Annotated in this window: 25 protein-coding genes, 1 tRNA gene and 1 other RNA gene; 13 read left to right on the plus strand and 14 right to left on the minus strand. The window is 69.3% G+C overall.

Annotated features, from left to right (window positions below; translation table 11 throughout):
* Window positions 1-8: 8 nt before the first annotated feature.
* Genes ACF1AJ_RS06300 through ACF1AJ_RS06310 form a run of 3 tightly spaced genes read left to right on the plus strand, consistent with a single transcriptional unit; the run spans window position 9 to window position 3,183 of the window.
* Entirely contained in the window at window positions 9-944 is a 936-nt protein-coding gene (locus ACF1AJ_RS06300; protein WP_391506582.1) for an ABC transporter ATP-binding protein, read from the plus strand.
* A 2-nt stretch (window positions 945-946) separates the two neighbouring features.
* On the plus strand, window positions 947-2,203 hold the full coding sequence (locus ACF1AJ_RS06305; protein WP_391506583.1) for an ABC transporter permease: 1,257 nt from the start codon (window positions 947-949) through the stop codon (window positions 2,201-2,203).
* Window positions 2,203-3,183, plus strand: coding sequence for an NAD(P)H-quinone oxidoreductase (locus ACF1AJ_RS06310; protein ID WP_391506584.1), 981 nt, complete (start codon window positions 2,203-2,205; stop codon window positions 3,181-3,183). Before ACF1AJ_RS06305 ends, ACF1AJ_RS06310 begins: the two co-directional genes overlap by 1 nt.
* Here ACF1AJ_RS06310 and ACF1AJ_RS06315 read toward each other — a convergent pair.
* Window positions 3,086-3,532: a DUF2809 domain-containing protein gene (locus ACF1AJ_RS06315; protein WP_391506585.1), complete on the minus strand. Its 447-nt coding sequence runs from the start codon at window positions 3,530-3,532 to the stop codon at window positions 3,086-3,088. The genes ACF1AJ_RS06310 and ACF1AJ_RS06315 overlap by 98 nt on opposite strands.
* Before the next feature lie 80 nt (window positions 3,533-3,612).
* Between ACF1AJ_RS06315 and ACF1AJ_RS06320 the strand changes: the two genes are divergently transcribed.
* The 5 genes from ACF1AJ_RS06320 to ACF1AJ_RS06340 all read left to right on the plus strand — a co-directional run bounded on the left by ACF1AJ_RS06320 (window position 3,613) and on the right by ACF1AJ_RS06340 (window position 7,649).
* Window positions 3,613-4,629, plus strand: a complete 1,017-nt coding sequence (locus ACF1AJ_RS06320) for an adenosine deaminase (protein ID WP_391506587.1) — start codon at window positions 3,613-3,615, stop codon at window positions 4,627-4,629.
* Entirely contained in the window at window positions 4,626-5,456 is an 831-nt protein-coding gene (locus tag ACF1AJ_RS06325) for an alpha/beta fold hydrolase (RefSeq protein ID WP_391506588.1), read from the plus strand. Before ACF1AJ_RS06320 ends, ACF1AJ_RS06325 begins: the two co-directional genes overlap by 4 nt.
* Before the next feature lie 68 nt (window positions 5,457-5,524).
* Window positions 5,525-6,133, plus strand: coding sequence for a hypothetical protein (locus ACF1AJ_RS06330; protein ID WP_391506589.1), 609 nt, complete (start codon window positions 5,525-5,527; stop codon window positions 6,131-6,133).
* A gap of 102 nt (window positions 6,134-6,235) precedes the next feature.
* Window positions 6,236-6,970: a YcnI family protein gene (locus ACF1AJ_RS06335; protein WP_391506590.1), complete on the plus strand. Its 735-nt coding sequence runs from the start codon at window positions 6,236-6,238 to the stop codon at window positions 6,968-6,970.
* Window positions 6,971-6,974: 4 nt separating this feature from the next.
* Window positions 6,975-7,649 carry a copper resistance protein CopC gene (locus ACF1AJ_RS06340; RefSeq protein WP_391506591.1) on the plus strand — a complete coding sequence of 225 codons (675 nt, stop codon included), beginning with the start codon at window positions 6,975-6,977 and terminating at the stop codon, window positions 7,647-7,649.
* A gap of 58 nt (window positions 7,650-7,707) precedes the next feature.
* On the opposite strand, the gene ACF1AJ_RS06345 is transcribed toward ACF1AJ_RS06340, so the two are convergent.
* From ACF1AJ_RS06345 to ssrA, 5 genes are all read right to left on the minus strand, one after another.
* Window positions 7,708-10,074, minus strand: a complete 2,367-nt coding sequence (locus ACF1AJ_RS06345; RefSeq protein ID WP_391506592.1) for an arylsulfatase — start codon at window positions 10,072-10,074, stop codon at window positions 7,708-7,710.
* 9 nt (window positions 10,075-10,083) lie between these two features.
* Window positions 10,084-10,239: a hypothetical protein gene (locus ACF1AJ_RS06350; protein ID WP_018190529.1), complete on the minus strand. Its 156-nt coding sequence runs from the start codon at window positions 10,237-10,239 to the stop codon at window positions 10,084-10,086.
* A gap of 1 nt (window position 10,240) precedes the next feature.
* The gene (locus ACF1AJ_RS06355; RefSeq protein ID WP_391506593.1) at window positions 10,241-10,714 is read right to left on the minus strand and encodes a DUF1269 domain-containing protein; all 474 of its coding nucleotides are present in this window, start codon (window positions 10,712-10,714) and stop codon (window positions 10,241-10,243) included.
* Between the two features lie 168 nt (window positions 10,715-10,882).
* Entirely contained in the window at window positions 10,883-11,929 is a 1,047-nt protein-coding gene (locus ACF1AJ_RS06360) for a transporter (protein WP_391506594.1), read from the minus strand.
* Window positions 11,930-12,004: 75 nt separating this feature from the next.
* Window positions 12,005-12,399, minus strand: a transfer-messenger RNA (tmRNA) gene (gene ssrA, locus ACF1AJ_RS06365).
* Between the two features lie 128 nt (window positions 12,400-12,527).
* On the opposite strand from ssrA, the gene ACF1AJ_RS06370 reads away from it, so the two are divergent.
* Entirely contained in the window at window positions 12,528-13,196 is a 669-nt protein-coding gene (locus ACF1AJ_RS06370) for an SIMPL domain-containing protein (protein ID WP_391506595.1), read from the plus strand.
* 14 nt (window positions 13,197-13,210) lie between these two features.
* Here ACF1AJ_RS06370 and ACF1AJ_RS06375 read toward each other — a convergent pair whose 3' ends face one another.
* The 6 genes from ACF1AJ_RS06375 to prfB form a co-directional block, all read right to left on the minus strand.
* Window positions 13,211-13,879 carry a DUF5666 domain-containing protein gene (locus tag ACF1AJ_RS06375; protein ID WP_391506596.1) on the minus strand — a complete coding sequence of 223 codons (669 nt, stop codon included), beginning with the start codon at window positions 13,877-13,879 and terminating at the stop codon, window positions 13,211-13,213.
* Window positions 13,880-13,985: 106 nt separating this feature from the next.
* Entirely contained in the window at window positions 13,986-14,726 is a 741-nt protein-coding gene (locus ACF1AJ_RS06380) for a tyrosine-protein phosphatase (protein WP_391506597.1), read from the minus strand.
* A gap of 29 nt (window positions 14,727-14,755) precedes the next feature.
* Window positions 14,756-15,232, minus strand: a complete 477-nt coding sequence (gene smpB / locus ACF1AJ_RS06385; protein WP_018190524.1) for an SsrA-binding protein SmpB — start codon at window positions 15,230-15,232, stop codon at window positions 14,756-14,758.
* Window positions 15,233-15,324: 92 nt separating this feature from the next.
* Entirely contained in the window at window positions 15,325-16,230 is a 906-nt protein-coding gene (gene ftsX, locus ACF1AJ_RS06390; protein WP_391506598.1) for a permease-like cell division protein FtsX, read from the minus strand.
* Window positions 16,227-17,393, minus strand: a complete 1,167-nt coding sequence (ftsE, locus tag ACF1AJ_RS06395) for a cell division ATP-binding protein FtsE (protein ID WP_391506599.1) — start codon at window positions 17,391-17,393, stop codon at window positions 16,227-16,229. The genes ftsX and ftsE overlap by 4 nt, the downstream gene beginning before the upstream one ends.
* 362 nt (window positions 17,394-17,755) lie before the next feature.
* Window positions 17,756-18,868 (minus strand): peptide chain release factor 2, encoded by a 1,113-nt coding sequence (gene prfB / locus ACF1AJ_RS06400; RefSeq protein ID WP_391506600.1) that lies wholly within the window; start codon window positions 18,866-18,868, stop codon window positions 17,756-17,758.
* A gap of 89 nt (window positions 18,869-18,957) precedes the next feature.
* Between prfB and ACF1AJ_RS06405 the strand changes: the two genes are divergently transcribed.
* From ACF1AJ_RS06405 to ACF1AJ_RS06420, 4 genes are all read left to right on the plus strand, one after another.
* A complete protein-coding gene (locus ACF1AJ_RS06405; RefSeq protein ID WP_391506601.1) occupies window positions 18,958-20,223 on the plus strand; it encodes an MFS transporter in 1,266 nt (421 codons plus the stop codon).
* A gap of 64 nt (window positions 20,224-20,287) precedes the next feature.
* Entirely contained in the window at window positions 20,288-21,325 is a 1,038-nt protein-coding gene (locus ACF1AJ_RS06410) for an LLM class flavin-dependent oxidoreductase (RefSeq protein ID WP_391506602.1), read from the plus strand.
* A gap of 16 nt (window positions 21,326-21,341) precedes the next feature.
* Window positions 21,342-21,421 (plus strand) — tRNA-Leu (locus ACF1AJ_RS06415).
* A 123-nt stretch (window positions 21,422-21,544) separates the two neighbouring features.
* Window positions 21,545-22,267 carry a DedA family protein gene (locus ACF1AJ_RS06420; RefSeq protein WP_391506603.1) on the plus strand — a complete coding sequence of 241 codons (723 nt, stop codon included), beginning with the start codon at window positions 21,545-21,547 and terminating at the stop codon, window positions 22,265-22,267.
* A gap of 744 nt (window positions 22,268-23,011) precedes the next feature.
* Here the strand turns inward: ACF1AJ_RS06420 and ACF1AJ_RS06425 are convergent.
* Both ACF1AJ_RS06425 and rdgB read right to left on the minus strand, forming a co-directional pair.
* A complete protein-coding gene (locus tag ACF1AJ_RS06425; protein ID WP_391506604.1) occupies window positions 23,012-23,914 on the minus strand; it encodes a cation diffusion facilitator family transporter in 903 nt (300 codons plus the stop codon).
* A gap of 72 nt (window positions 23,915-23,986) precedes the next feature.
* Window positions 23,987-24,580, minus strand: a complete 594-nt coding sequence (rdgB, locus tag ACF1AJ_RS06430) for an RdgB/HAM1 family non-canonical purine NTP pyrophosphatase (protein WP_391506605.1) — start codon at window positions 24,578-24,580, stop codon at window positions 23,987-23,989.

The following is a 24,580-nucleotide window of genomic DNA, read 5'->3' on the forward strand; positions in this document are numbered from 1 at the left end:
TGACCCCGATGAGCGCACAGACCCCCACGACGACGGAGCCGCTGGTCCACATCGCGAACTTCCGGATGGACTTCGGGCGTACGACGGTGATCCGCGATCTGTCCTTCGACATCAACCGCGGCGAGACGTTCGGGTTCCTCGGCAGCAACGGCTCGGGCAAGACCACGACCATCCGCGCACTGCTCGGCATCTACCAGCCGACGGCGGGAGTCCTGCACATCGACGGCAAGCCGTTCAGCCCGGAGGCCGGCGAGCGTCTCGGCTACCTGCCGGAGGAGCGCGGGCTCTACAAGAAGGAGTCCGTGATCGACGTCATGGTCTACTTCGGTCGGCTCAAGGGCCTCGGCGCCGAGCAGGCCAGGCGGTGGTCCCGCTCCTATCTCGAACGCGTGGGCATCGGCGACAAGGAGAAGGTGCGGCTCGACAAGCTCTCCGGCGGCCAGCAGCAGAAGGTGCAGCTGGGCGTGACGATCATGAACGAGCCGGAACTGCTCATCCTGGACGAGCCGACAAAGGGCTTCGACCCTGTCAACCGGCGTCTCCTGATGGACATCATCGACGACCAGAAGCGCGCAGGCTCGACGGTCATGATGGTGACGCACCAGATGGAGGAGGTCGAGCGCCTCTGCGACCGCGTCATCCTGCTGAAAGACGGCGGGGCTCGGGCCTACGGCACGGTCGAGGAGGTGCAGGAGCAGTTCGGCGGCACCATCGTCCAGGTCGACCACGACGCCGACCGCCTGCCCGCATCCCCCGCGTACCGCATCCTGTCCGACGAGAGCGGCCATGCCGAACTGGAGGCCGTCGACGGTGTCGACCCGGCCACGATTCTGCGGGGGCTTGTGGATGCGGGCGTTCCCGTCTCCCGCTTCTCCCCCACCCGGAAGTCGCTCGACGACATCTTCGTCGAGGTCTACGGCGCCGAGAGCCGCCAGGAGGACTGACCATGGCCCGCCACAATCTGAGCACCGTCATCTCGTTCGAGTTCCGCCGTACGATCACGAAGCGGCGGTTCTGGGCGATCACCCTCATCATCCCGATCCTCGTCTTCGGCCTCGGCGGTCTCATCATCGCCTCGAACGTGTCGACCGCGAACACCGCCGACCAGCAGAAGAACTCGCGCTTCGAGTTCCTCTACACCGACGACTCCGGCCTCATCGACGCGACCATCGCCAAGCAGTACGGCGGCACGCAGATCACCTCCGAGGCGGAGGGGGTCGAGGAGGTCCAGATCGGAGGGACGCCCGCCTACTTCGCCTACCCCGCCGATCCCGCGAAGCAGACCGTCCGCGTCTACGGCGAGGACTCCGGCGTGTTCCAGAACAGCAAGTACTCGGCCGTCGCCGAGTCGCTCCTCTCGGCGAGCGTCGAGCAGAAACTGGACAGCCCGACCGATGTCGCCGTGCTCCGCGGGGATGTGAAGACCTCGACCACGACATTCGCCGACGGCAAGCGGGCGCCCGGCTTCGAAGCGATCCTCCCGGCCCTCGTCTTCCTGGCCGCCTTCTTCATCGTCATCGTGTTCCTCGGTAACCAGATGCTCAACTCCACGCTGGAGGAGAAGGAGAACCGGGTCACGGAGATGATCCTGACGACGATCAACCCGACGAACCTGCTGCTCGGCAAGGTCATCTCGCTCTTCGCGATCGGCATCATCCAGCTGGCGGTGTTCGCGCTGCCGATGCTGATCGGGTACCTGTTCTTCCGCGATCAGTTGCAATTGCCGAACTTCGACGTGAGCGGGCTCGTCTTCGATCCGCAGAAGATGATCGTGGGCGCGCTGATCCTGATCGGCGGTTTCGCCCTGTTCACCGGGACGCTCGTGGCCGTCGGCGCGGTCATGCCGACGGCGAAGGATGCGGCGCCGGTGTTCTCGGTGGTCATCTTCGCCGTGGTCATCCCGCTCTACGCGTCGGGCTTTGCCATCAGCTCCCCGAACTCGCCGATCGTGCAGTTGCTGGCGTACTTCCCGTACACGGCCCCCATCACGGCGCTGATCCTGAACGCGTTCGGGTCGCTGCCGCTGTGGCAGGCGATCATCATCATCGTCGAGCTGTTCGTGCTCTCCGTGATCGTGCTGCGCATCGCCGTCCGGCTGTTCCGGTACGGATCGATCGAGTACTCGAGCAAGGTGCGGATCCGGGATGTGCTGGGCCGCCGCACAGACCGCGTCGAGCCGACCCAGCCTGCGAGAGGCGCCTGATGCGCGCCGTCGTCGTGCCGGAGCCGGGCGAGGCCGACGCGCTGACCATCGCCGAGCGGCCCGATCCGGTCCCCGCGGCCGGCGAGGTCCGGATCCGCGTCACGGCCGCCGGGCTCAACGGCGCCGATCTGAGCCAGCGGCGCGGGTACTATCCCTCACCGCCCGGCGCTCCCGACTGGCCGGGGCTCGAAGTCTCGGGTGTCGTGGATGCGGTCGGCGACGGCGTCGACGCCTGGCAGGTCGGCGACCGCGTCTGCGCCCTGCTCCCGGGAGGCGGCTACGCCGAGCTGGTGACCGTCGACGCCGGCCTGGTCCTTCCCGTGCCGGACGCGGTCGACCTGGTCGAGGCGGCCGGACTGCCCGAGGTCGCCGCAACGGTCTGGTCGAACGTCTTCGCGCTCGGAAAGCTCGCTGCCGGAGAGGCCCTGCTCGTCCACGGCGGGTCGAGCGGCATCGGGACGATGGCCATCCAGCTGGGCCGCGCACTCGGCGCGGACGTTATCGCGACAGCGGGCAGCGAGGAGAAGGCGGCGTTCTGCCGGGAGGTGGGTGCGCACGCCGCGGTCGACTACCGCACCCAGGACTTCGTCGAGGCCGCTCGGGCTTTCACCGACGGCCGCGGGGTGGATGTGGTGCTCGACATCGTCGGCGGCGCGTACATCGCACGCGACCTGGACGCGCTCGCGACCGGCGGCCGCATCCTGTCCATCGCCGTCCGCGATCGAACGCCCGCATCCATCGACATGGGCCTGCTCATGCGGAAGCGCGCGAGCATCCACGGCACCACGCTGCGCGCCCGGCCGCTCGCCGAGCGCGTCGCGATCATCGCCGCCGTGCGGGAAAACGTGTGGCCGCTGCTGGCCGACGGCCGCGTGCGCCCGGTCATCGACTCGGTGTTCCCGCTGGAGGATGCGTCGGCCGCGCACCGGCGGATGGAGTCGTCGGCCCACCGCGGGAAGATCCTGCTGCGCGTCGGCTGACCGCATCCACCGCTCCCGCCAGCATCGCGCCGATCGCGTAGGCCACCAGGTCGGTCCACTGGAAGGTCGTTCCGAGCACCAGCGCGACGGCCGGAACGGTACCTGCCAGCGCCCGGGGCAGCCCCGTCAGCTGGAACAGCTCGACGGCGGCGCACACGGCGAAGGCGGCAACGGCCACAGTCACTGCGGACGCACGTGGAGCGAGGAACGCGATCACGACCACGATGAGTGCGGCGTAGAGCGCGTCGCCGACGAAGGCCGCGACCGCTCCGTCCATCCCGCGCGCCACGGCGAGTCCGACGACGACAAGCGCGAGACCGGCCCCGGCAAGCGCGATACGACGTCTCATGACGCGAGGCTAAGCGGACCCGCGCTCCCGCCGCGTCATCCGTGCGGCGCAACCCCGTCCGTCGGTGGGAGGATCGGAGCATGACCGACGACGCCCTCACCGACGACGCCCTGAACTCTCTCCCGAAGGCCGAGCTGCACCTCCACATCGAGGGGACGCTGGAGCCGGAGCTCGCGTTCGAGCTCGCCGCCCGCAACGGCATCGACCTCCCCTACGCGACGATCGAGGAGCTGTCGGCGCAGTACGACTTCGACGACCTGCAGTCGTTCCTCGACCTGTACTACGCGACGATGGCCGTGCTCCGCACCCGCGAGGACTTCGCGGAGCTCACGCGCCGCTACCTCCGCCGCGCGCACGCGCAGGGAGTCCGCCACGCCGAACTGTTCTTCGACCCGCAGGCGCACACGTCGCGCGGCGTCGCGTTCGACGACGTCGTGGACGGCATCGGCGACGCGCTGGATGAGGCCGAGCGCGATCTGAGGATGTCCGGTGCCCTCATCCTGTGCTTCCTGCGCGATCAGCCGGTCGCGTCCGCCGAGGAGGCCCTGACCGCCGGGCTCCGCCGCACGGACCGCATCGTCGGTGTCGGACTCGACTCCGCCGAGGTCGGCTACCCGCCGTCGCTGTTCGAGGGCGTCTACGCCCGGGCCCGCGCCGCCGGCCTGCACGCGGTCGCCCACGCCGGCGAGGAGGGCCCGCCCGCGTACGTGCGGGAGGCGCTCGACCTGCTGCACGCGGAGCGCATCGACCACGGCATCCGCTCGATCGAGGATCCGGAGCTCGTCGCGAGGCTGGCCGAGGAGCGCATCCCGCTTACCGTGTGCCCCCTCTCGAACGTTCGCCTGCAGGCGACCCCGGACCTCCGCGATCACCCCCTGCACCGGCTGGATGCGGCAGGCGTCCGCGTGACCGTGAACTCCGACGACCCCGCGTACTTCGGCGGCTACGTCGGGCAGAATTTCGCCGCGGTCCGGGATGCGCTGGGCCTCTCCGCGGATCAGGCCCGCCGCTTCGCCCGCACGTCGATCGAGGCGTCGTTCGCGTCCGACGATCGCAAGGCCGAGCTCCTCGCCGAACTGGAGGCGTGGCGCGCGTGACCCGGCACGATGTGCGCACGGCCGACGGCCGAGCGCTCCGCTTCTTTGACACGGGCGGCGCCCCGGACGCCCCGGTGCTGGTCTGGCACCACGGCACGCCGCAGACGGGTGCCGTGATCGCCCCGGTGGCTGCTGCGGCGGAGTCCCGCGGAATGCGCGTGCTCTCCGTCACCCGGCCCGGCTATCCCGGCTCTGATGTCCGCCCTGGGCGTTCGATCGCGGATGCGGCGCTCGACATCCTCGCGGTGGCCGACCTCCTCGGCGTGAAGCGGTTCGTCACCGTCGGCGCGTCCGGGGGCGGCCCGCACGCTCTCGCGCTGGGAGCCCTCGACCCTGCGCGGGTGGCCGCGATCGTCACGCTCGCCGGCCTCTCCCCCTTCGACGGCTCCCCCGACTGGTTCTCCGGGATGGCATCCCCCGGCGGCCTGCGCGCAGCGCTCTCCGGCCGCGAGGCCCGGCTGGCCTACGCCGAGACGGCTGAGTTCGATCCCGAGTCCTTCACCGCGCGCGACTACGACACGCTGAACGCCGACTGGGGTCCCCTCGGGGCCGACGCGGGCGCCGGAGCCGCGGAGGGCCCGGCGGGCGAGGCCGACGACGACCTGGCGTACGTCTCGCCGTGGGGCTTCGATCTGCGTGCGGTCCGGCCGCCGGTCCTCCTCGTCCAGGGCGGCTCCGATCGTGTCGTCCCTCCCCAGCACGCGGCATCCCTCCTCGAACGCGTCCCCGACGCCGAGCTGTGGATCCGCCCGCGTGAGGGCCACATCTCGGTGCTGACGGCCCTCGGCGTGACGCTCGACTGGGCGCTGGCCCAGGCGTCGACGTAGGCACCACCGCGGGCGGCGCCGGACCCCTACGGGTAGACTCGACCTGCCCCCACCTTCGACGGAGTGACATGTCTACGCGCAGCGCACGTGTGGCTCGCGGCCTCATCGCCGCCGGCTTCGCGACCTTCGTCGCCGCGCTGTTCCACGTCGCGGGCGGAGGGCTCCCGCCGAGCGCGGTGGCGTTGACGCTGAGCCTGGTGTTCTCGGGGCTCGGCTGCATCGTCCTCGCCGGCAAGCGGTCGACGCTGTGGCGGTCGGCCTCGTCCGTCGCGCTCAGCCAGTTCCTGTTCCACGCGCTGTTCTCGTTGAGCCCGTCCGCGCACTTCGCGGGAGCGACCGGTCACCTCCATCCCGGATCGCATCTCACGATGGTGACGGACGGCACGGCAGCGACGCCGATGTCCTCCATGTCACTCAGCGGATCGTGGATGTGGCTGGCCCACGCCGCCGCCGCCCTTCTCACCCTCGCAGCGCTCCGCTACGGCGAGCGCGTGTTCGTGGCCGTCTCCGAGTTCACCGCCTTCTCGCTGCGGCGGCTGCTGACCGCGGTCGCCGTCGTCGACGTGCCGGTGGTGCAGGCACGCGTCGAGACGGTCCCGGTTATCCTTCCCGACCGGACGGTCGTGCTCGGGCGACTCCGTCACCGGGGTCCTCCGGCTCTGATGTGCCCGGCCTGAGCTCTCCGCTCCCCCGCCGGGCAGAGGTCTGCCGCGTCTCGCGGTTCTCCCACCCATCTGCCTACCCGGCCGCGTCACGCGGTCGAGAATCGGACCCTTCTCATGAACACGCGTTTCCTCGCGGGCGCAGCCGCCACCGTGGCCGCCGCCGCCCTCGCCCTCTCGTTCCCCCTCGCCGCCAGCGCCCACGTCCGGGTGAACCCGGACCAGGCTCAGCCCGGAAGCTACGCCACCCTGACGTTCAAGGTGCCGACCGAGTCCGCCACCGCCGGCACGGTCAAACTCGAGGTGGATCTGCCCACCGCCACACCGTTCACCTCCGTCTCTTATCAGCCGCTCACCGGCTGGACGACCCAGGTCGTCACCGAGAAGCTCGCGAAGCCGGTGAAGACGGATGACGGGACCATCACGGAGGCGCCGGTGAAGGTGATCTGGACGGCGGACCCCGGCGTGCAGGTCGCACCGGGCGAGTTCCAGCAGTTCGTCATCTCGGCGGGGGCGGTCCCCGAGACCGGCAGCATCCTGCTGCCCACCCAGCAGACCTACTCCGACGGCACGGTCGTGGACTGGGACGAGAAGACCCCGGCCGACGGGAAGGAGCCGGAGCACCCGGCCCCGACCCTCTACGTCACCGACGCGCCGCCCGCGGAGGACGGCGCCGCAGGTCCGCTGATGACGAGCACACCGGCCGCACCCGCCCCGACGGCGTCGTCCGCGGCCAGCGACGCCGTCGCGATCGGTCTCGGGATCGGCGGGCTCGCGTTGGGTGCGATCGCCCTGGTCGTGGCGGTGTTCGCCCTCACGCGCCGCGGCACGGCGACGAGCCCTCGGGACTGACGCGGTGACCTGGACAGCCCGCGCCCGGATGCAGCCGACGGTCGTATCCGCCCTGGCCGCAGTCGCGCTCGCGTGCCTGCTGGCGGTCGTCCCCGCCGCGGCCGCCAGCGCTCACGACTACCTCGTGCAGAGCACGCCGTCGGCCGGCTCCACCCAGTCGACGCCGCTCAAGAGCGCATCCCTCACGTTCAACGACCGCGTGCTCGACCTCAGCGGCGACGGCTCCTCGTCGCTGGTGCAGGTCACCGACGCCGCGAACCGTCACTACGAGACCGGATGCCCGACCATCACCGACCGCATGGTCACGGCTCCGGTGGCCCTCGGTGCACCGGGGGCGTACACGGTGACCTGGCAGATCGTCTCGGCGGACGGGCACACCGTGTCCGGCACCATCCCGTTCACCTACCAGCCTCCGGCAGGGACAGCGGAAGCACCCGGCAGCGACGGCCCCCCGGCGTGCGCTGCGGGAGCGGCCAAGGCGGACGGCCAGAGCACCGGCGCCGCGACGTCCAGTCCGGCGCCAGCCGCCGCGGCGAACGGGGCATCCGGCTCCGGAAGCATCGCGCTGGTGATCGCCATCGGCGTCGGAATCGTGGTGCTCGCCCTGATCGGCGTGCTCGTGGTGGTGCTCACCGGTCGGCGACGTCCTGCTCAGCCGAAGGCGGACGACGCGTCCTGACCGCTCCGCACCGGCGGACGATCAGAGCGTCGTCCGCCGGCGCGGAGCCTCCACTCCATCACTGACGAGCCATCGCCACCCGCAGTCGCTCGTCGTCGTCGATGAAGTGGTCGTGGTCATCCAGGCCCGCGTCCAACTGCACCCAGCGGATGCGCCCGGTGAACCGGCTCGTGGCAGTCGTGTAGTCGGGTGACACCGGAGTCCCCGCCTCGTACCCGACATCGGTCGTCTCGTCAGCCGAGAACACCATCGGCTGGGTCGCCCCGACCCTCCCCGATCCGACCTCCCGGCCGTCGTAGAACAGCGTGACGTCGCCACCTTTCGCCAGTCCGCCGCCGTCGTACGCGAACTCCGCGCGCACCTGGCGTCTGCCGACCGGAACCGATTCCCCGGCTTCGGTGGTGAACAGCTGGATGCCGAGCACGTTGTAGGTGAATCGTGCGACGCCGTCGACCAGGTAGAGCGCCCATCCGCCGAACCGGCCGCCCTGGGCGACGACGACGCCCGAGGCTCCGCCCTCCGGGATCTCGACCTCCGCCGTCACCGAGAACGACTTGTTCTTGAGATTGATGACGCTGTTCTCGGAGAGTCGTCCCATACCCGGGTAGAGCAGCTGGCTGTTGCCCTGGACCAGGACGGGTCGCCCGGCGAGTGCCGGGTTGAGGCGCTCGCCTGTGCGGTCGTCGAGTGGGACGACGTTGTACTTGACCGCTTCGATCAGCCACAACCGCTGAAGCGCATGCAGCCGTTCGGGCTGCTCAGACGCCAGGTCGCGTGCCTGACTGTAGTCAGAGCTCCCGTCGTACAGTTCCCACACGTCGTCATCGAATGCCGGGATGCTCCCCCCGACAAGATTCCACGGTGTCCGGTGCTTCGTGACGGCGCTCCAGCCTTTGAAATAGATCCCGCGGTTGCCGGCCATCTCGAAGTACTGCAGGTCGTGGCGTTCGGGCTCGTCGGCGCCATCGAACGAGTAAAGCATGCTGGTGCCCTCCATCGGCGACTGCTGCACACCATTGACGAAGGTCGGCTCCGGGAGCCCGGCCGCCTCCAGCACGGTCGGCGCGATGTCGATGCAGTGCGTGAATTGCGACCGCCGGGAGCCTTTGTCGGCGATCCCCTCCGGCCAGTGCACGAGCATCCCGTTGCGCGTGCCGCCCCAGTGCGACGCGACCTGCTTCGTCCACTGGAACGGCGTGTCCATCGCCCATGCCCAGCCGATCGAGTAATGGTTGTAAGAGCTGGGACTCCCGAACTCATCCATCTTCGAGAGCAGGAACTCGGGCGTCTCGAGCGCGGCCATCCCGTTGAAGTTGGCCATCTCGTTGAAGGCGCCCTTCTCCGTGCCCTCGGCCGAGGCGCCGTTGTCCCCGATGATGTAGAAGATCAGCGTGTTGTCGAGCACGCCCAGGTCTTCGATCGTGTCGAGCACTCGTCCGACGTGGTAGTCGGTGTGCTCGAGGAACCCGGCGTAGACCTCCATCTCTCGCTCCAGCACCGGCTTCAGCTCCTCCGGCATGTCGTCCCATGCCGGGAACTCCGGGTTACGGGGCGTGAGCTCCGCGTCCGCCGGAATCACACCGAGTTCCTTCTGACGAGCGAAGGTCTGTTCGCGGAGCGCGTCCCAGCCCGCGGAGAACTTCCCCGCGTACTTGTCCGCCCATTCCTTGGGCACGTGGTGGGGCGCATGAGTCGCGCCGGGTGCGAAGTACACGAAGAACGGCTTGTCCGGCATGAGCGCCTTCTGCGTCCGTATCCAGGTGGAGGCGTGATCGGCGAGGTCCTCGGTGAGGTGGTAACCCTCCTCAGGAGTCGCTGGGGGCTCCACCGGAGTGGTGCCCTCGTAGAGCGAGGGGTCCCACTGGTTGTCCTCGCCTCCGATGAAGCCGTAGAAGTACTCGAACCCGCCACCCGCAGAGGGCCACGCATCGAACGGCCCCATGGGCGACGACTGCCACACCGGCACTTCGTGGCATTTGCCGAACTGCGCCGTCGAGTACCCGTTCAGCTTCAAGGTCATGGCCAGGGGCGCCTTGGTGTTGGGACGCAGCGAGTTGTTCCCGGGAGCCGAGGTCGCCGTCTCGGTGATGCTGCCCATGCCGACCGAGTGGTGGTTGCGCCCGGAGAGCAGCGCGGCGCGGGTCGGAGCGCACAGGGCTGTCGTATGGAACCGGTTGTATGCGAGCCCTTGGGCGGCGAGACGCTCCGCGTTCGGGGTGGCGCAGGGGCCACCGAAGGCGCTGGAGGCGCCGAATCCCACGTCGTCGATGAGGATCACCAGGACGTTGGGCGCACCCTCCGGTGGCCGCAGCGGGGTGATCGGCGGATACGACGTGTCCGGGTCCTTCGCGTCGTACGTGGTGAGTCCGGGCGACGGGCGGTCCGGGATGGGCAGGACGCTGCGGGCTGCGCGGTCGATGGCCATGACGCCCCCTCAGATACGCCGACGGCGCGGGGTCACGGCGGCGCCGACGACGGCGGCCTTGGCCACGGGCGCGGGGCCCGGCGTGACGGCGCGGGTGACCACGGCCGCCTTGGCGACGGGCGCGCGGACGACGCCGACCCGTCCGACTCGTGCTGCTCTCAACATCTCAGGCCTCCTGCTCTTCGTGCGCTTCTGCTGCTTCGAGTTCGGCCTCCGCCTCGAGGGCGTCGGCGATGTCCTGGCTGTGGATGCGGCCATCGGCGATGAGCCTGCCTCCGGCCCGGCGTGCGGCGGCCGCGAACGGCGCCGCCCACAGGTTCTCGTAGACGATCGCACCGGCGACGCTGCCCGGCTCCATCGCCTCGGACAGGGTCGCGATGTCGGCCTCCGCGAGGAAGTCGGCCAGCTGCTCCGCGAGCGTGGCGAGGGCCGACGGGCCCTCCAGTTCCGACAGCTCGACGGCCTCGACGGAGCCGTCCTCGTCCTTGACGAGGACGATGGCGTCGACCAGGCGGATGATGCCCGCGTCGACCAGAGCGAGGAGTTCGTCGATCACCTCCCCCGAGAAGTTCTGCTGCCCCGCCGGGAATTCGATGATCACGAAGTCGATCGGGGCGACGGATTCAACGTCATCGGTCATGGTTTACCTCCCACTGGTCCGGTCATTTCCGGCTCAGTGTCGCAGGCAGGGTCCCCACGCGGACAGGCAGTGGTTCTGAGGCGCCGAGTTGACGCGACACGCCGTCCGGCGGCGCGGACGAACGGCGTGTCGCGTCAACACGAACCCGTCGCGAGGCGGAGCGAGGGGTCAGCGCCGCTCGACGAGGTCGTCGGCGCGACGCAGGACGTTCTCGGCCCGACGTGCGCCCCGCCGCACGCTCGTCACGAGAAACAGCGAGCGAGCTGCGATCGCCACAATGACGGCGGTCACGATGACGACCAGCAGCCAGGCGACCGCCTGCCAACCGGCGAAGTCCGCGATGCTCAGCCATTCGATCCCGTAGCCCCCGGCCGCCGCGAGGGGGAAGGTGAACGACCAGAAGCCGAGCGAGAACGGAAGCACGCGATAGCGCGGGAGCAGGGCGACCTGCTGCAGCGCCATGAGAACGAGCAGGCCGAGCAGCGCGATAGAGACGGGGTCGGCGCGTTCGCCGTTGATCGTGAACCACGCCGTACCGGCGACGGCCGGTGGAGCCAGCAGGATGGCGCAGGTCGGCGTCAGCGCGGCCGGCAGCGGAGGGAAGAACGCCAACCGCGCGAGCAGTACGGTCGAGATGACGATCCAGAAGAAGACGCCGACGGCGAAGGCACCGATCGCGACGCCCGGGAGGCCGATCCGGAACGACGTCGTCGCCGCGATCAGGCCTGCGGCGACGGTCGGCAGCAGGTAGCCGCCGTGGAACGCCTCCGGTGTGAGGTTGCCCGCGTGCCAGAACGCGAGGATCCACCCGGCGAAGAGCGCAGCCGCGATGAGGGAGGCGACGACCAGGATGGCGCCCGCGATCGGGACGAAGCGGTGCAGGTCGGCGCCGATCAGCATCCCGACGACGGGGACGAGGGCGGCGATCGGGCCCTGTGCCGGGTGCCGAAGCTGCGCTCCGAGCGTCTCGGCGCTTCGTGCACCACGGCGGAGATGGGCGACGATCAGCCACAGCCACGCGACAGCCACGATGTCCCACAGCACCTGACCGATGACGTCCGACACGTCCAGCAGCCGCCCGGCGGTCGTCCAGACACCGGCGAGACCGGCAAGACCGAAGGCGATCGCCAGGGTGTTGAGCGGGATGCGCTGCGTCGTACGCTTGGGCTTCGCGCGCCCCGATGGGCCGTCGGCCGCGGTGCTCGCATCGGCCATGATCCGCCCCTCCCGCCGCGACCGCATCCGTGGATGCAGCATGGCACTTCTCGACAACGCGTGACAGCGACCTGATGGTGGAGATGGGGGGAATCGAACCCCCGTCCACTGCTGTGGTCATGTGCCTTCTACGGGCGTAGCCAGTGAAATCGCTTTCTCGGCCCCGGAGCTTGTCGCTGGCACCTGCTCCGACGGGCCCAGTATCAGTGGAAGTCCCTCTGCACCCTGATGCTCAATGCAGAAGCAAGTCCTCTAGCTGACGCCAGGATCCGGGTAGAGGACGATTCCCGGTCTGACGGTCTCTCAAATGGCGGAGGTGAACTTACGCCGCGAGGGCGAAGTCGGCCTTGGCCGAGACAGTGCTCTTGTTATTGGCACTTATTTTTTCGCATGGATCGTTAACGAGATAACCATGCATCCTCGACCCGCTTCTCACAGTCACGCAGACAATGTCGAAACCGATCATCCCCATGCGCGGCCGAGTGGCCGGGTCGCTGTCACGCGCTGTTGAGTTGTCCAGATACTGGCGCTGCCGCCAGGGCGGGCAGCTACTCATAGTACAACATCGTCGCGGAGCCGTTTATGCCACCATCGGGGAATGGCCGACACGATCATCACCGTCCAGGGAGAGTACGAGCTGCGTCACCCGGCCGAGCGCGGGGCAGCGCGGCTGCGGGTCTCCTACGAGGGCCCGTCGAGGGATGAGGTGCTCGCCCTCACGACGCAGCGCCAGCTCCAGCTCAGCAGCGAGCTGCGCGAGCTCCACAACCCGCAGAGCGGACCCGTCACTCAGTGGTCCTCCGACCAGCTGCGGGTCTGGGGCGACCGACCGTGGAGCAACGACGGCCGCCGGCTCGACGTCGTGCATCACGCAGAGGTGGGGATCGACGCCCGGTTCAGCGACCTCGCCGCGCTGTCCGACTGGGTCGGCGTTGTGTCGCTGCTCGACGGCGTCGCGGTGGATGGCGTGACGTGGTCGCTGACAGAAGCGCGTCGGCAGAGCCTGACGCAGGAGGCGCGGCGACGGGCGGTCGAGAACGCGGTCGCGAAGGCCACCGTCTACGCGACGAGCCTCGGACTCACGACCGTGAAGCCGCTCGCCCTCAGCGACCCGGGCATGCTCGGCGACGGTTCCGCCCCCGGTCAGCCGCCGCAGCCGTTGTTCGCCCGGGCGGTGTCCGCCGACACGGGCGGTGCCACTCTCTCGCTCAAGCCGGAGGAGCTGACGATCGCCGTGCAGGTGCACGCGCGGTTCTCCGCCTCCTGACGAACCGCCGGGCTTCAGGAACCAGGCGTTTGCGGGGTCCCCGGCGTCGACGGCGGACGGGTCGGAAACGCGTCCAGCTTGAGCACGCGCGTCGCCGTCACGCTGTCGTCCGCGCGCTTGGCGATGACGATCACCTCGTCGCCTTTCGCGAAGTCCGACTTCGACGCCGACTGCATCGGAGTACCGAAGACGGTCGACGATGTCACGCGCACCTCGATCGACGAGCCGCTCTCGCGGTCGATGGTCCAGGTGTCCCCCGAGATGGATGTGATGGTGCCGCGAAGCAGGACGCGGCCCTTCTGGTCCTCTCCTCCGCCCTGCTGGCCGCCTCCGTCGCCCTTTCCGCCGCCGTCGCCGGGCCGCGCCGGCATCCCGGGAGCGCCCGGCTGCCCGTGCCCGGGCAGCACATGCGAGACGGCGCGCCCGCCCAGGTGCGAGACCACGCTGGCGACCGCGAAAGAGCCTGCCGTGACGAGGCCGAGCAGCACGACGATCGACAGCACGAGCGTGGAGATCGCGAACGCCAGGCCGTGCCGCTTATAGAACGGCTCACCGACGACAGGCGCTGCCGCACTCGCGGCCGGGGCGGTCGCGGTGGTCGCGGCAGCAGGGCCGGGCGGCGGCGTGTGGCCCTGATACGGCGGCACCGGCTCGGTGGGATCGGTGGGCGGCGTGTTGCTCATGCTCACATGTAAGCAGCCGCGAGCGTTGTCGGCGCTGGGAGACGGTTATGGGTCCGATGAGAATCCGGCCGCAGCCTGAGAGCGTCAGAGCGCAGGCATCAGAAGGTCAGGCCGGCTCCACCAGCACGGACCGCAGCTTGGCGAGCTCCAGCTCGTCGAGCCCGGCGTCGAGCAGGTACTGCCGCACGCTTCCCGCGCGCTCCTCGATGCGGTCGATCGTCGTCTCCAGCGCCTCACGCGGGCTTCCGCCCAGAATGATGCGCAGGTCTGGTGTGACTTCTACGCCGTACCCGCGGACGAGCTCCAGCATCCCTTCGAGCCACGGTCCGCGGAGGTTGTCCTCGGTGACGGCGTAATCGGAGACGACGGTCTCGCGGTCGACGCCGACCGCCAGCAGGGCGAGCGCGACGACGATGCCGGTGCGGTCCTTACCGGCCGTGCAGTGGACGACGACGGGCTCCTCCCCTGTGTCCGCGATCTCGCGGAGCGCGCGCACGATCACATCGGTGTGCTGGAAGACGATCTTGTCGTACAGGTGCACGATGGTCGCTCCGACGGTGGATGCGGACGCGCCCGACCCCTCGAACACCGGGAGGTGCAGCACCTCGACATCGAGCCCGTCAAGAGCGTCGGGCAGCGCCGCGACCTCGAAGTCGTCGCGCAGATCGATCACGATGCGGATGCCCAGCTCGCGCAGTGCCTCGCGTCCGGCTGCGCTGAGACGGCCGAGGGCGTCGGCCCGGAACAGCTTGCCTTGGCGGGTCGTGCCGCCATCGACCGGGTAGCCGCCGACATCCCGGAAGTTGTACGTGCCTTCGATCGGGATGCGCTGAGCGGTCGAGTCCATACCCTCAGTCTGTCACTCTGCCCGGACGGTCACTCGCCCAGGTGCCCACGCGTGGACATCGCCCGCTGCGCCTCGCGCTGGTCCTGACGCTCGCGCAGGGCCTGGCGCTTGTCGTACTCGCGCTTGCCCTTGGCCACCGCGATCTCGACCTTCGCCCGGCCGTCGTTGAAGTAGATCGAGAGCGGCACGATCGTGTAACCGCCCTGCTTGACCTTGTTCTCGATCTTCAGGATCTGAGCCTTGTGCAGCAGCAGCTTCCGCTTGCGCCGCGGGGCGTGGTTGTTCCACGTGCCGTCGGCGTATTCCGGGATGTGCACGGCGTCGAGCCAGGCCTCGCCGCCGTCGACGAAGGCGTAGCCGTCGACGAGGGATGCCCGCCCCATCCTCAGCGACTTCACCTCGGTCCCGGTGAGCACGAGGCCCGCCTCGAAGGTGTCCTCGATCGTGTAGTCGTGGCGCGCCCGGCGATTGGTGGCCACGACCTTCTGGCCACGTTCCTTCGGCACAGCTCGCTCCTCACGTCGGCGATGGTCAACGCCCGGCTCGGTGGCGGGCAGCTGACCAGTCTATCGCCCTCCGCCGGTCTCCGGGGCGGGTGTCAGACCTTCAGGTAGCGCTTGATCGCGAAGTTCGCCGACGCGGCGGCGAGCACCACGCCGATCACCACCAGGATGGGGATCACCAGCCAGGCCTGCTCCATCCCGACGAAGTTGATCGATTGGATGCGCTCGCTGAGATAGCCGCGGACGAAGAACTGCACGCCCAGCGCGATCACGACCGAGGCGAGGATGGACCCGATCAGGGCCGCGATCACACCCTCGATGATGAACGGCGTCTGGATGAACCGGTTGGACGCGCCGACGAGCCGCATGATCCCGATCTCCCGCCGTCGCGAGAAGGCGGAGAGCCGGATCGTCGTGGCGATCAGCAGCACAGCGGCCACGAGCATGAGCGCCGCGATGCCGATCGCGGTGTAACTCGCGGCGTTCAGGATGCTGAAGATCTGATCCAGGTAGCTGCGCTGGTCGACCACGCTCTGCACGCCGGCCGAGCCGGAGAGCGTCTCGGTGAGCACCGCCGACTGGTTCGGGTCTTTCAGGTTCACCCAGAACGTCTGCGGGATCATGTCCGGCGTCACGAAGTCGGCGATCTGGTTGCCCTTGAACTGCTCTTTGAACTGCTCGTAGCCCTGCTTCTGGTCCTGGAAGTAGAACTTCTGGATGTACGGGGCCAGCTCCGGCGACTCCAGCTGCTTCTTGACCGCCTCGATGGTCTGGTCGGTGGCCGGTCCGCTCGCGCAGTTGTCGGTCGTCGTGCACATGTACACGGCGACCTGCGCGCGGTCGTACCAGTAGGTCTTCATCTGCCCGATCTGCATCTGCAGCAGGACGGCGGTGCCGACGAAGGTCAACGAGATGAACGTGACGAGGATGACCGAGACGACCATCGACAGGTTGCGGCGGAGGCCGTTGCCGACCTCCGACCAGATGAGTCCGAATCTCATTTCGTCGGCCCCACATTCTGGTCGCCGTCACGGTCGGAGTCCTCGCGGAGGCCGCTGAGGTCGAGGTTCGCCGTGAAGTTCAGGTGTTCGGGAAGCTCCTCCGACGCGGGCGCCGGAGGGACGGGCGCGGTCGCGAACTGCACGGGCGCCGGGTAGGCGGCGGGCTGCGGCTGCTCGGCGGGCTGCGCGTGCTGCGGCGGGTGCGCGGGCTGCGCGTGCTGCGGCTGGTGGGTGGGGTGTGGCTCGTGCGCGGATTGCTGCGGCGCGGCCTGCTGCGGCACCGCTTGCTGGGGAGCGGTCTGCTGCGGAGCAGTCTGCGGCACCGACACCGGGGCGGTCGGCGTCGAGGTCGGCGCGTTCGGCCGGGTCATCGGGGCGGCGGATGCCGGAGCCGACGCGGCGGCGGCTCCCGCGAAGACGGGCGTCGCGGCGGAGACCGGTTCGTCGCGCTCGAGCGGCTGCGCGATGGGGATCGCGGCCGTGAAGCCGTATCCACCGTGGCGCTCGTCGCGGACGATCTGGCCGCCGACGAGCTCGATCACGCGGCGCTTCATCTGGTCGACGATCGCGGCCTCGTGCGTCGCCATGACGACGGTCGTTCCTCCGGCGTTGATGCGCTCGAGCACGGCCATGATGCCGGCGCTCGTCGCGGGGTCGAGGTTTCCGGTGGGCTCATCGGCGAGGAGCACCTGCGGCTTGTTGACCACCGCTCGGGCGATCGCCACGCGCTGCTGCTCACCGCCCGAGAGCTCGTGCGGCAGGCGCTGCGCCTTGCCGTCGAGGCCGACCATCTTCAGAACGTCGGGCACGGCCTCCTGGATGAAGCCGCGCGACTTGCCGATCACCTGCAGGGTGAAGGCGACGTTCTGGAAGACGTTCTTGTTCGGCAGGAGCCGGAAGTCCTGGAAGACGACGCCGATGTTGCGGCGGAAGTACGGCACCTTGCGCGACGAGATCGTGCCGAGGTCCTGCCCCAGCACATGGATCTTGCCCTTGGTCGGCTTTTCCTCCTTGAGGATGAGGCGCAGGCAGCTGGACTTGCCGGAACCCGAGGCGCCGACGAGGAAGACGAACTCTCCGCGCAGCACTTCCAGGTTGATGCCGTTGAGTGCCGGGCGCGCTGTGCCCGGGTACTGCTTGGATACGTGTTCGAACCGGATCATGACCCCTTGAGACTAAGCAGTCCCGCTCCGATCCGCAGTAGCGACATGCCCGTGCGCCACAACCCTGACAGCGAGCCGGACGCGCGATCCACGCGCGCCTTGCGATCACCGTGCGCGAACGGAGGTGACGTGCGGCGGTACCTGCGCCAACGCCTCCCTTCCGCGCCTCAGCGCGGCGCGTCGGTCGGAAACGCCTCCGCTTTCGACCGCGGGACGCGACGAGTCGCGTACACGCGACCTGCCCATCCCTGCGATGAACGGAGGCATTTCGGACGGTCGACACCGGGGAGCGCGCAGAACGGAGGTGAACGCGCCGGTGCTACCTCCGAAAGGCCTCCCTTCCCCGCCGGCCGCTGGCGGGGCTACTCCCCGGACTTGTTACCCGCGCGCCAGCGGATGCCCGCGGCGATGAAGCCGTCGAGGTCGCCGTCGAACACGGCGCTGGGGTTGCCGGACTCGTAACCCGTGCGGAGGTCCTTCACCAGCTGCTGGCCATAGAGGAAGTAGGAGCGCATCTGGTCGCCCCAACTCGCCGTGATCGTGCCGGCGAGTTCCTTCTTCTTCGCGGCCTCCTCCTCCTTCTGCAACAGCAGCAGGCGGGTCTGCAGCACGCGCATGGCGGCCGCGCGGTTCTGGATCTGCGACTTCTCGTTCTGCATCGAGACGACCAGGCCGGTCGGGAGGTGGGTGATGCGCACAGCGGAGTCGGTGGTGTTGACCGACTGGCCGCCGGGGCCGGACGAGCGGAACACATCCACGCGGATGTCGCCCTCTGGGACCTCGACCTCGGTCGCCTCCTCCATCAGCGGGATGACCTCGACGGCCGCGAACGACGTCTGGCGCTTGTCGGCCGAGCCGAACGGGCTGATGCGCGCGAGACGGTGCGTGCCGGCCTCGACCGACAGCGTTCCGAACGCGTAGGGCGCATCCACCTCGAAGGTTGCCGACTTGATGCCCGCGCCCTCGGCGTAGGAGGTGTCCATGACCTTCACCGGGTACTTGTGCTGCTCCGCCCAGCGCAGGTACATGCGCATGAGCATCTCGGCGAAGTCGGTGGCGTCGTCGCCGCCGGCGCCCGAGCGGATGGTCACGATGGCGGCACGGTTGTCGTACTCGCCGCTCAGCAGCGTCTGCACTTCGAGGTCGCCGAGTGCGGTCTGCAGCGACTGCAGCTCGGTACGGGCCTCGGCCGCCGACTCCTCGTCCTCCGCCTCGTTCGCCAGCTCGACGAGCACTTCGAGGTCGTCGAGGCGCCGCTCGATGGCAGTGATGCGGGCGAGCTCCGACTGGCGGTGGCTGAGCGCGCTCGTCACCTTCTGGGCGTTCGCGGTGTCGTCCCAGAGGTCGGGGGCTCCCGCCTTCTCGCTGAGGTCGGCGATGTCGGCGCGCAGCCGGTCGACGTCGACCACCGCGGTGATGTCGGAGAAGGTGGACCGCAGGTCGGCGATCTGAGAGGAGAGGTCGAGTTCGATCATGTCGTCCTCCAGCCTACCGGGCCGCCCCCGACGCCGACCCTGCGTCCCGGGCGAGCGCCTGCGGATGGAAGTTGTACGGTGTTAACGAAATGACTTCCGGAGAGCGCCCCTTCAGCTTCCGCTCCGTCGCGCTCGCCGCCTTCCTCCCGACGCTCCTGTTCTCCGTCGGAGAGGGGGCGATCATCCCGATCATCCCCATCGCCGCCGGCAACCTCGGTGCGAGCCTCGCGATGGCCGGCTTCATCGCCTCCATGGTGATGCTGGGCGAGTTGGCCGGAGACATCCCGAGTGGATGGGTCGTGTCGCGTGTCGGCGAGCGCACCTCCATGATCGGCGCGGCCGTCGTCGCGATCGTCGGCGTCGTCATCTGTCTTCTTGCGCCGAACTACTGGGTGCTGATGGCCGGCATCTTCCTCGTCGGCATCGCGACCGCCGTCTTCGCCCTCGCGCGCCACGCGTTCATGACCTCGTACGTTCCCGCCCGCTACCGCGCACGCGCACTGTCGACGCTCGGCGGCATCTTCCGCGCTGGATGGTTCATCGGCCCGCTCATCGCGTCGGCCGTCATCGCCGCGACGGGGTCGACGCAGTCCGTCTTCTGGATCTTCATCATCAGCTGCCTCGGCTCGGTCGTCGTGCTGCTGGCGCTGCCCGATCCGGAGAAGATGTTCGGACCGTCAGCGCGGGTGACCGACGAGTCGGGTGCCCAGGTGACCACCGGCGAGGAGGACGCCGAGGAGCGCACTCACGGGCTGTTCCGCACCATCTGGTCGTTCCGCGAGGTGCTCCTCCGGATGGGCGCCGGCGTCTCCCTCGTGGCGGCGATCCGCTCTGCTCGTACCGTCCTGATGCCTCTCTGGGCCGTATCGATCGGCCTGAGCGAATCGAATACGGCGCTGATCATTGGTCTCGCCGGGGCTGTCGACTTCGCTCTCTTCTACGCCAGCGGCCAGATCATGGACCGGTTCGGGCGGATGTGGAGCGCCATCCCGTCGATGCTCGGCCTCGGTCTCGGCTTCCTGGTGCTCGCCTTCTCGCACGACCTGGGCTCGGCGGTCGCCTGGTACATCGGCGTTTCGCTGTTCCTGTCGGTGGCGAACGGCATCGGCTCCGGCATCGTGATGACGCTCGGCGCAGACCTGGCGCCGAAGGACCGGCCCGCACCGTTCCTCGGCGCATGGCGGTTCTCTGCCGACGCCGGGCAAGCCGCAGCTCCCCTGTTCGTGTCGCTGCTGACCGCGCTCGTCTCCATCTCATTCGCGAGCGGGGTCATGGGCGTGCTCGGACTGCTCGGTGCGGGGATGCTGGCCCGCTACATCCCGCGCTACGTCCCGCGCAGACCCCGCCCCGCCTGACACGGAATACCCTGGCCGACGACGCGCTTGCATATCCATGCAGACGCATGAATCGAGGGATGACATGGCCGGGAAGCTGGAACTCGGGATCGACACGTTCGGCGACGTGACGCTGGATGCCGACGGGAAGCCGCTGTCGCAGGCGCAGACACTGCGCAACGTCGTGGCGGAGGGGGTGCAGGCCGACCGCGTCGGCCTCGACTTCTTCGGCGTCGGCGAGCACCACCGCGAGGACTTCGCCGTGTCGGCGCCCGAGGTCGTGCTCGCGGCGATCGCGGGGCAGACCGAGCGCATCCACCTCGGGTCCGCAGTGACTGTGCTGAGCTCGGACGATCCGGTGCGGGTGTTCCAGCGGTTCGCGACGCTCGACGGCATCTCGGGAGGCCGCGCGGAGGTCATCCTCGGGCGCGGCTCCTTCATCGAGTCCTTCCCGCTGTTCGGCTACGACCTCGCGAAATACGAGGAGCTGTTCGAGGAGAAGCTGAACCTGTTCGCCGAGGTGCGCAAGCAGGAGCCGGTCACCTGGACGGGTGAGCTGCGGGCGCCGCTGAGCGCCCAGTCCGTCTACCCGCACGTCGAGCACGGCCTGCTGAAGACGTGGGTCGGCGTCGGCGGGAGCCCGGAGTCGGTGGTACGCGCCGCGCACTACGGCTTCCCCCTCGTGCTCGCCATCATCGGCGGCGGTCCGATGCGGTTCCAGCCGCTCGCCGAGCTCTACCGCAAGGCGCTGGAGCAGTTCGGGCAGGACACGACCCTGCCGATCGGCGTGCACTCCCCCGGCTTCATCGCCGAGACCGACCAGGAGGCCAAGGACACCCTGTGGCCGCACTACGAGGTGATGACCAACCGGATCGGCCGCGAGCGCGGCTGGCCGCCCGCCTCCCGTGCACGCTTCGAGCACGAGGCGGGGCCGGACGGCGCGCTCGTCGTCGGCTCGCCGGAGACGGTCGCGCAGAAGATCGCCTACGCCGCGAAGGGGCTCGGCGCCTCCCGCTTCGACATCAAGATGAGCAACGGGACGCTGCCCCACGACGACCTCATGCGCTCGATCGAGCTGTACGGCACGGAGGTCGCTCCGCGCGTCCATGAGCTAATGTCGTAGCCGCGCCCAGCGCACTGCGGGAGTGGTGAAACTGGCAGACACGCAGGATTTAGGTTCCTGTGCTTCGGCGTGAGGGTTCGAGTCCCTTCTCCCGCACCGTGTACGACCCCAGGATGATCTTCCCGGGCGGACCCGAATTCGCACGCTTCGTGCAGCTTCCAGCCCACGGCCGACGCTAAACTCGGGCTCAGCTTTCCCACCGATCCCTCCTGGAGAACCGTGATCCATCACGCCGGCCTCATCCCGTGGCTCGACCCGAACACCATCATCCACTCGGCGGGTCCATGGGCGCTCCTGGTGGTCTGCGGCATCGTCTTCGCCGAGACCGGTCTGCTGGTCGGCTTCCTGCTGCCCGGTGACACCCTGCTGATCATCTCGGGGCTGCTGACGCACACCTCGCTGGTTTTCGGGGTCGACATCTGGTGGGTCTCCCTCGCCATCGCGTTCGCCGCCTTCCTCGGCGGCGAGGCGGGGTATCTCATCGGCCACAAGGCCGGCCCACGGATCTTCGAACGCAAAGAGACCGGACTGTTCTCGATGGAGAACGTGCGGCGCACCAACCAGTTCTTCGAGCGCTTCGGCGCGCTCGCGGTCATCGTGGCCCGGTTCGTCCCGATCGTGCGCACCTTCGCGCCGGTCGCCGCGGGCGTCGGCCACATGAGCTACAAGAAGTACTCGCTGTACAACGCCCTGGGCGCGCTCCTGTGGGGCGCCGGCCTGACGTTCTTCGGGTACCTGATCGGCTACATCCCGCCGGTGGCGAACTTCGTCTCGAGCTACATCGACGTCATTCTGATCGGCGCGGTCGTCATCACGCTGGTGCCGACGCTGTTCCACTACTTCCAGTCGGTGCGCAAGTCCAAGCGCAAGGCCGCCGAGAACGCGGCCACCTCTCCGGCCGTCGAGCAGCCGGCACCCGCGCCCACGCACCCAGAGGCCTGAGCCGCCGGCCACAGCCTCGGCGACTGCTGCGTCGCCTCCGACGGAAGCGGCGCGAACTCCGACCGAGCCCTGCGTCGGTAAAACCGCCCCGAACCTCCGACGCACCGCGGTGCGGATGGGAGATACGCGGCCCGCAGGGCCGCATCGCCGACGGAAGCGGCGCGAACTCCGACCCAGCTCAGCGTCGGAAAACAGCCTCAAATCTCCGACGCACCCCGGTGCGGACGGAGATGCACGGCCCGCAGGGCCGCATCGCCGACCGAAGCAGCGCAACCTCCGACCCAGCCCAGCGTCGGTATAAGGGCCCCAATCTCCGACGCACCGCGGTGCGGATGCAGATACGCGGCCCGCAGGGCCGCATCGCCGACGCAAGCAGCCCAAACTCCGACCCAGCCCTGCGTCGGTAAAACCGCCCCAAATCTCCGACGCACCGCGGTGCGGATGGAGATACGCGGCCCGCAGGGCCGCATCGCCGACGGAAGCGGCGCGAACTCCGACCGAGCCCTGCGTCGGTAAAACCGCCCCGAACCTCCGACGCACCGCGGTGCGGATGGAGACACGCGGCCCGCAGGGCCGCAACGCCGACGGAAGCGGCGCGAACTCCGACCGAGCCCTGCGTCGGTAAAACCGCCCCGAACCTCCGACGCACCGCGGTGCGGATGGAGACACGCGGGCCGCGGGGCCGCATCGCCGACGCAAGCAGCGCGAACTCCGACCGAGCGGGCCGACAGGCCGCCGGGCGGGTCAGCGGTGGAACTCGTCCTCGTGGGCGGCGTGCTCCGCGGGCTCCAGCTGGAAGGTGGAGTGCTCCACGTCGAAGTGCTTCGACAGGCAGCCGGAGAGCTCGTCGAGCAGAGTGCCCGTCCGTCCCTCGCGGAACACCGCGGGCTCGCAGACGACGTGTGCGCTGAACACCGGCGCGCCCGACGTGATCGCCCAGACGTGCACATCGTGCACGGCCACCACTCCCGCCGTGCCGAGGATGTGATCCCGGATCTCGGCCACATCCGTGTCCGCCGGCGCGGCCTCGCTCAGCACCCGCACGACGTCGCGCAGCAGCACGAACGCCCGCGGCACGATGAGGGCGGCGATCAGCAGCGACGCGATCGCGTCGGCCGGGGTGAAGCCGGTGAGTAGGATGACGACCGCCGCGACGATGACGGTGGCGGACCCGACGAGATCGCCGAACACCTCCAGGTACGCCCCGCGCATGTTGATGGAGTGGCCGGCGGAGGGCCGGAGCACCAGCAGGGCGCCGAAGTTCGCGACGAGGCCGATCGAGGCGACGACGAGCATCGGGATGCTGTGCACCTCGGTCTCGCCGCCCACCAGCCGCCCGATCGCGCCGACGGTGACCGTCACCGCGACGACGACCAGGATGAGGCCGTTGATGAGCGCGCCGAACACCTCGGCCCGGCGGAAGCCGAACGTCTGCCGGTCTGTCGCCGGACGCGCGGCCACGATGGTCGCCATCAGCGCGATGATGAGTCCGGCCAGGTCGCTGAGCATGTGGCCGGCGTCCGCCAGCAGCGACAGGGAGCCGCTCACCCACGCGCCGACGACCTCGACGACGAGCACGACCGCCACGATGCCGATGGCGATCAGCAGGCGGTTGCGGTTGGCGGTGTGGCCGTGGTCGTGACTCATCTCAGCTTCTACGGTAAATAGAAGTTCGCTCCACCGCCAGGGCCCAGACCTAGATGGGAATGAGTGCCGTTCTCAGCTCTCGCCGAGCTCGCGCAGCGCCGGGACGATCGCCGACAGCGCCCGGGCGCGGTGGCTCTCCGCGTTCTTCGCCGCGGGCTCCAGCTCCGCCGCCGTCACGTCGTGGCCGTCCGGCAGGAAGATCGGGTCGTAGCCGTGCCCGTTCTTCCCCCGCGGTTCGCGGGCGATGCTGCCTGGCCAGGCGCCTTCGACCACGGTGGGCTCCCCGCCCGGCGTGACGAGCGCGAGCGTCGCGATGAAGTGCGCGCCGCGGTCGGCGTCCGGGATGTCGGCCAGCTGATCGAGCAGCAGCCGCAGGTTGGCGGCCGCGTCCCCGTGCGAGCCCGCCCAGCGAGCGGAGAAGATCCCGGGGGCGCCGCCCATCACATCCACGCAGATGCCCGAGTCGTCGGCGAGTGCGGGAAGCCCCGTGTGCGCGACGGCAGCGCGCGCCTTGATCAGCGCGTTCTCCTCGAAGCTGACGCCGTCCTCCACCGGCTCGGGTCCGTCGTACGCGACGATCTCGAGGCCCGGAACCTCCCGGCCGAGGATCTGCTGGAACTCGCGCGCCTTGTGCTGGTTGTGCGTTGCGAGGACGACGCGAACCAC

It is taken from the genome of Leifsonia sp. NPDC014704, assembly GCF_043083605.1.
In the GTDB taxonomy this organism is placed as follows: domain Bacteria; phylum Actinomycetota; class Actinomycetes; order Actinomycetales; family Microbacteriaceae; genus Leifsonia.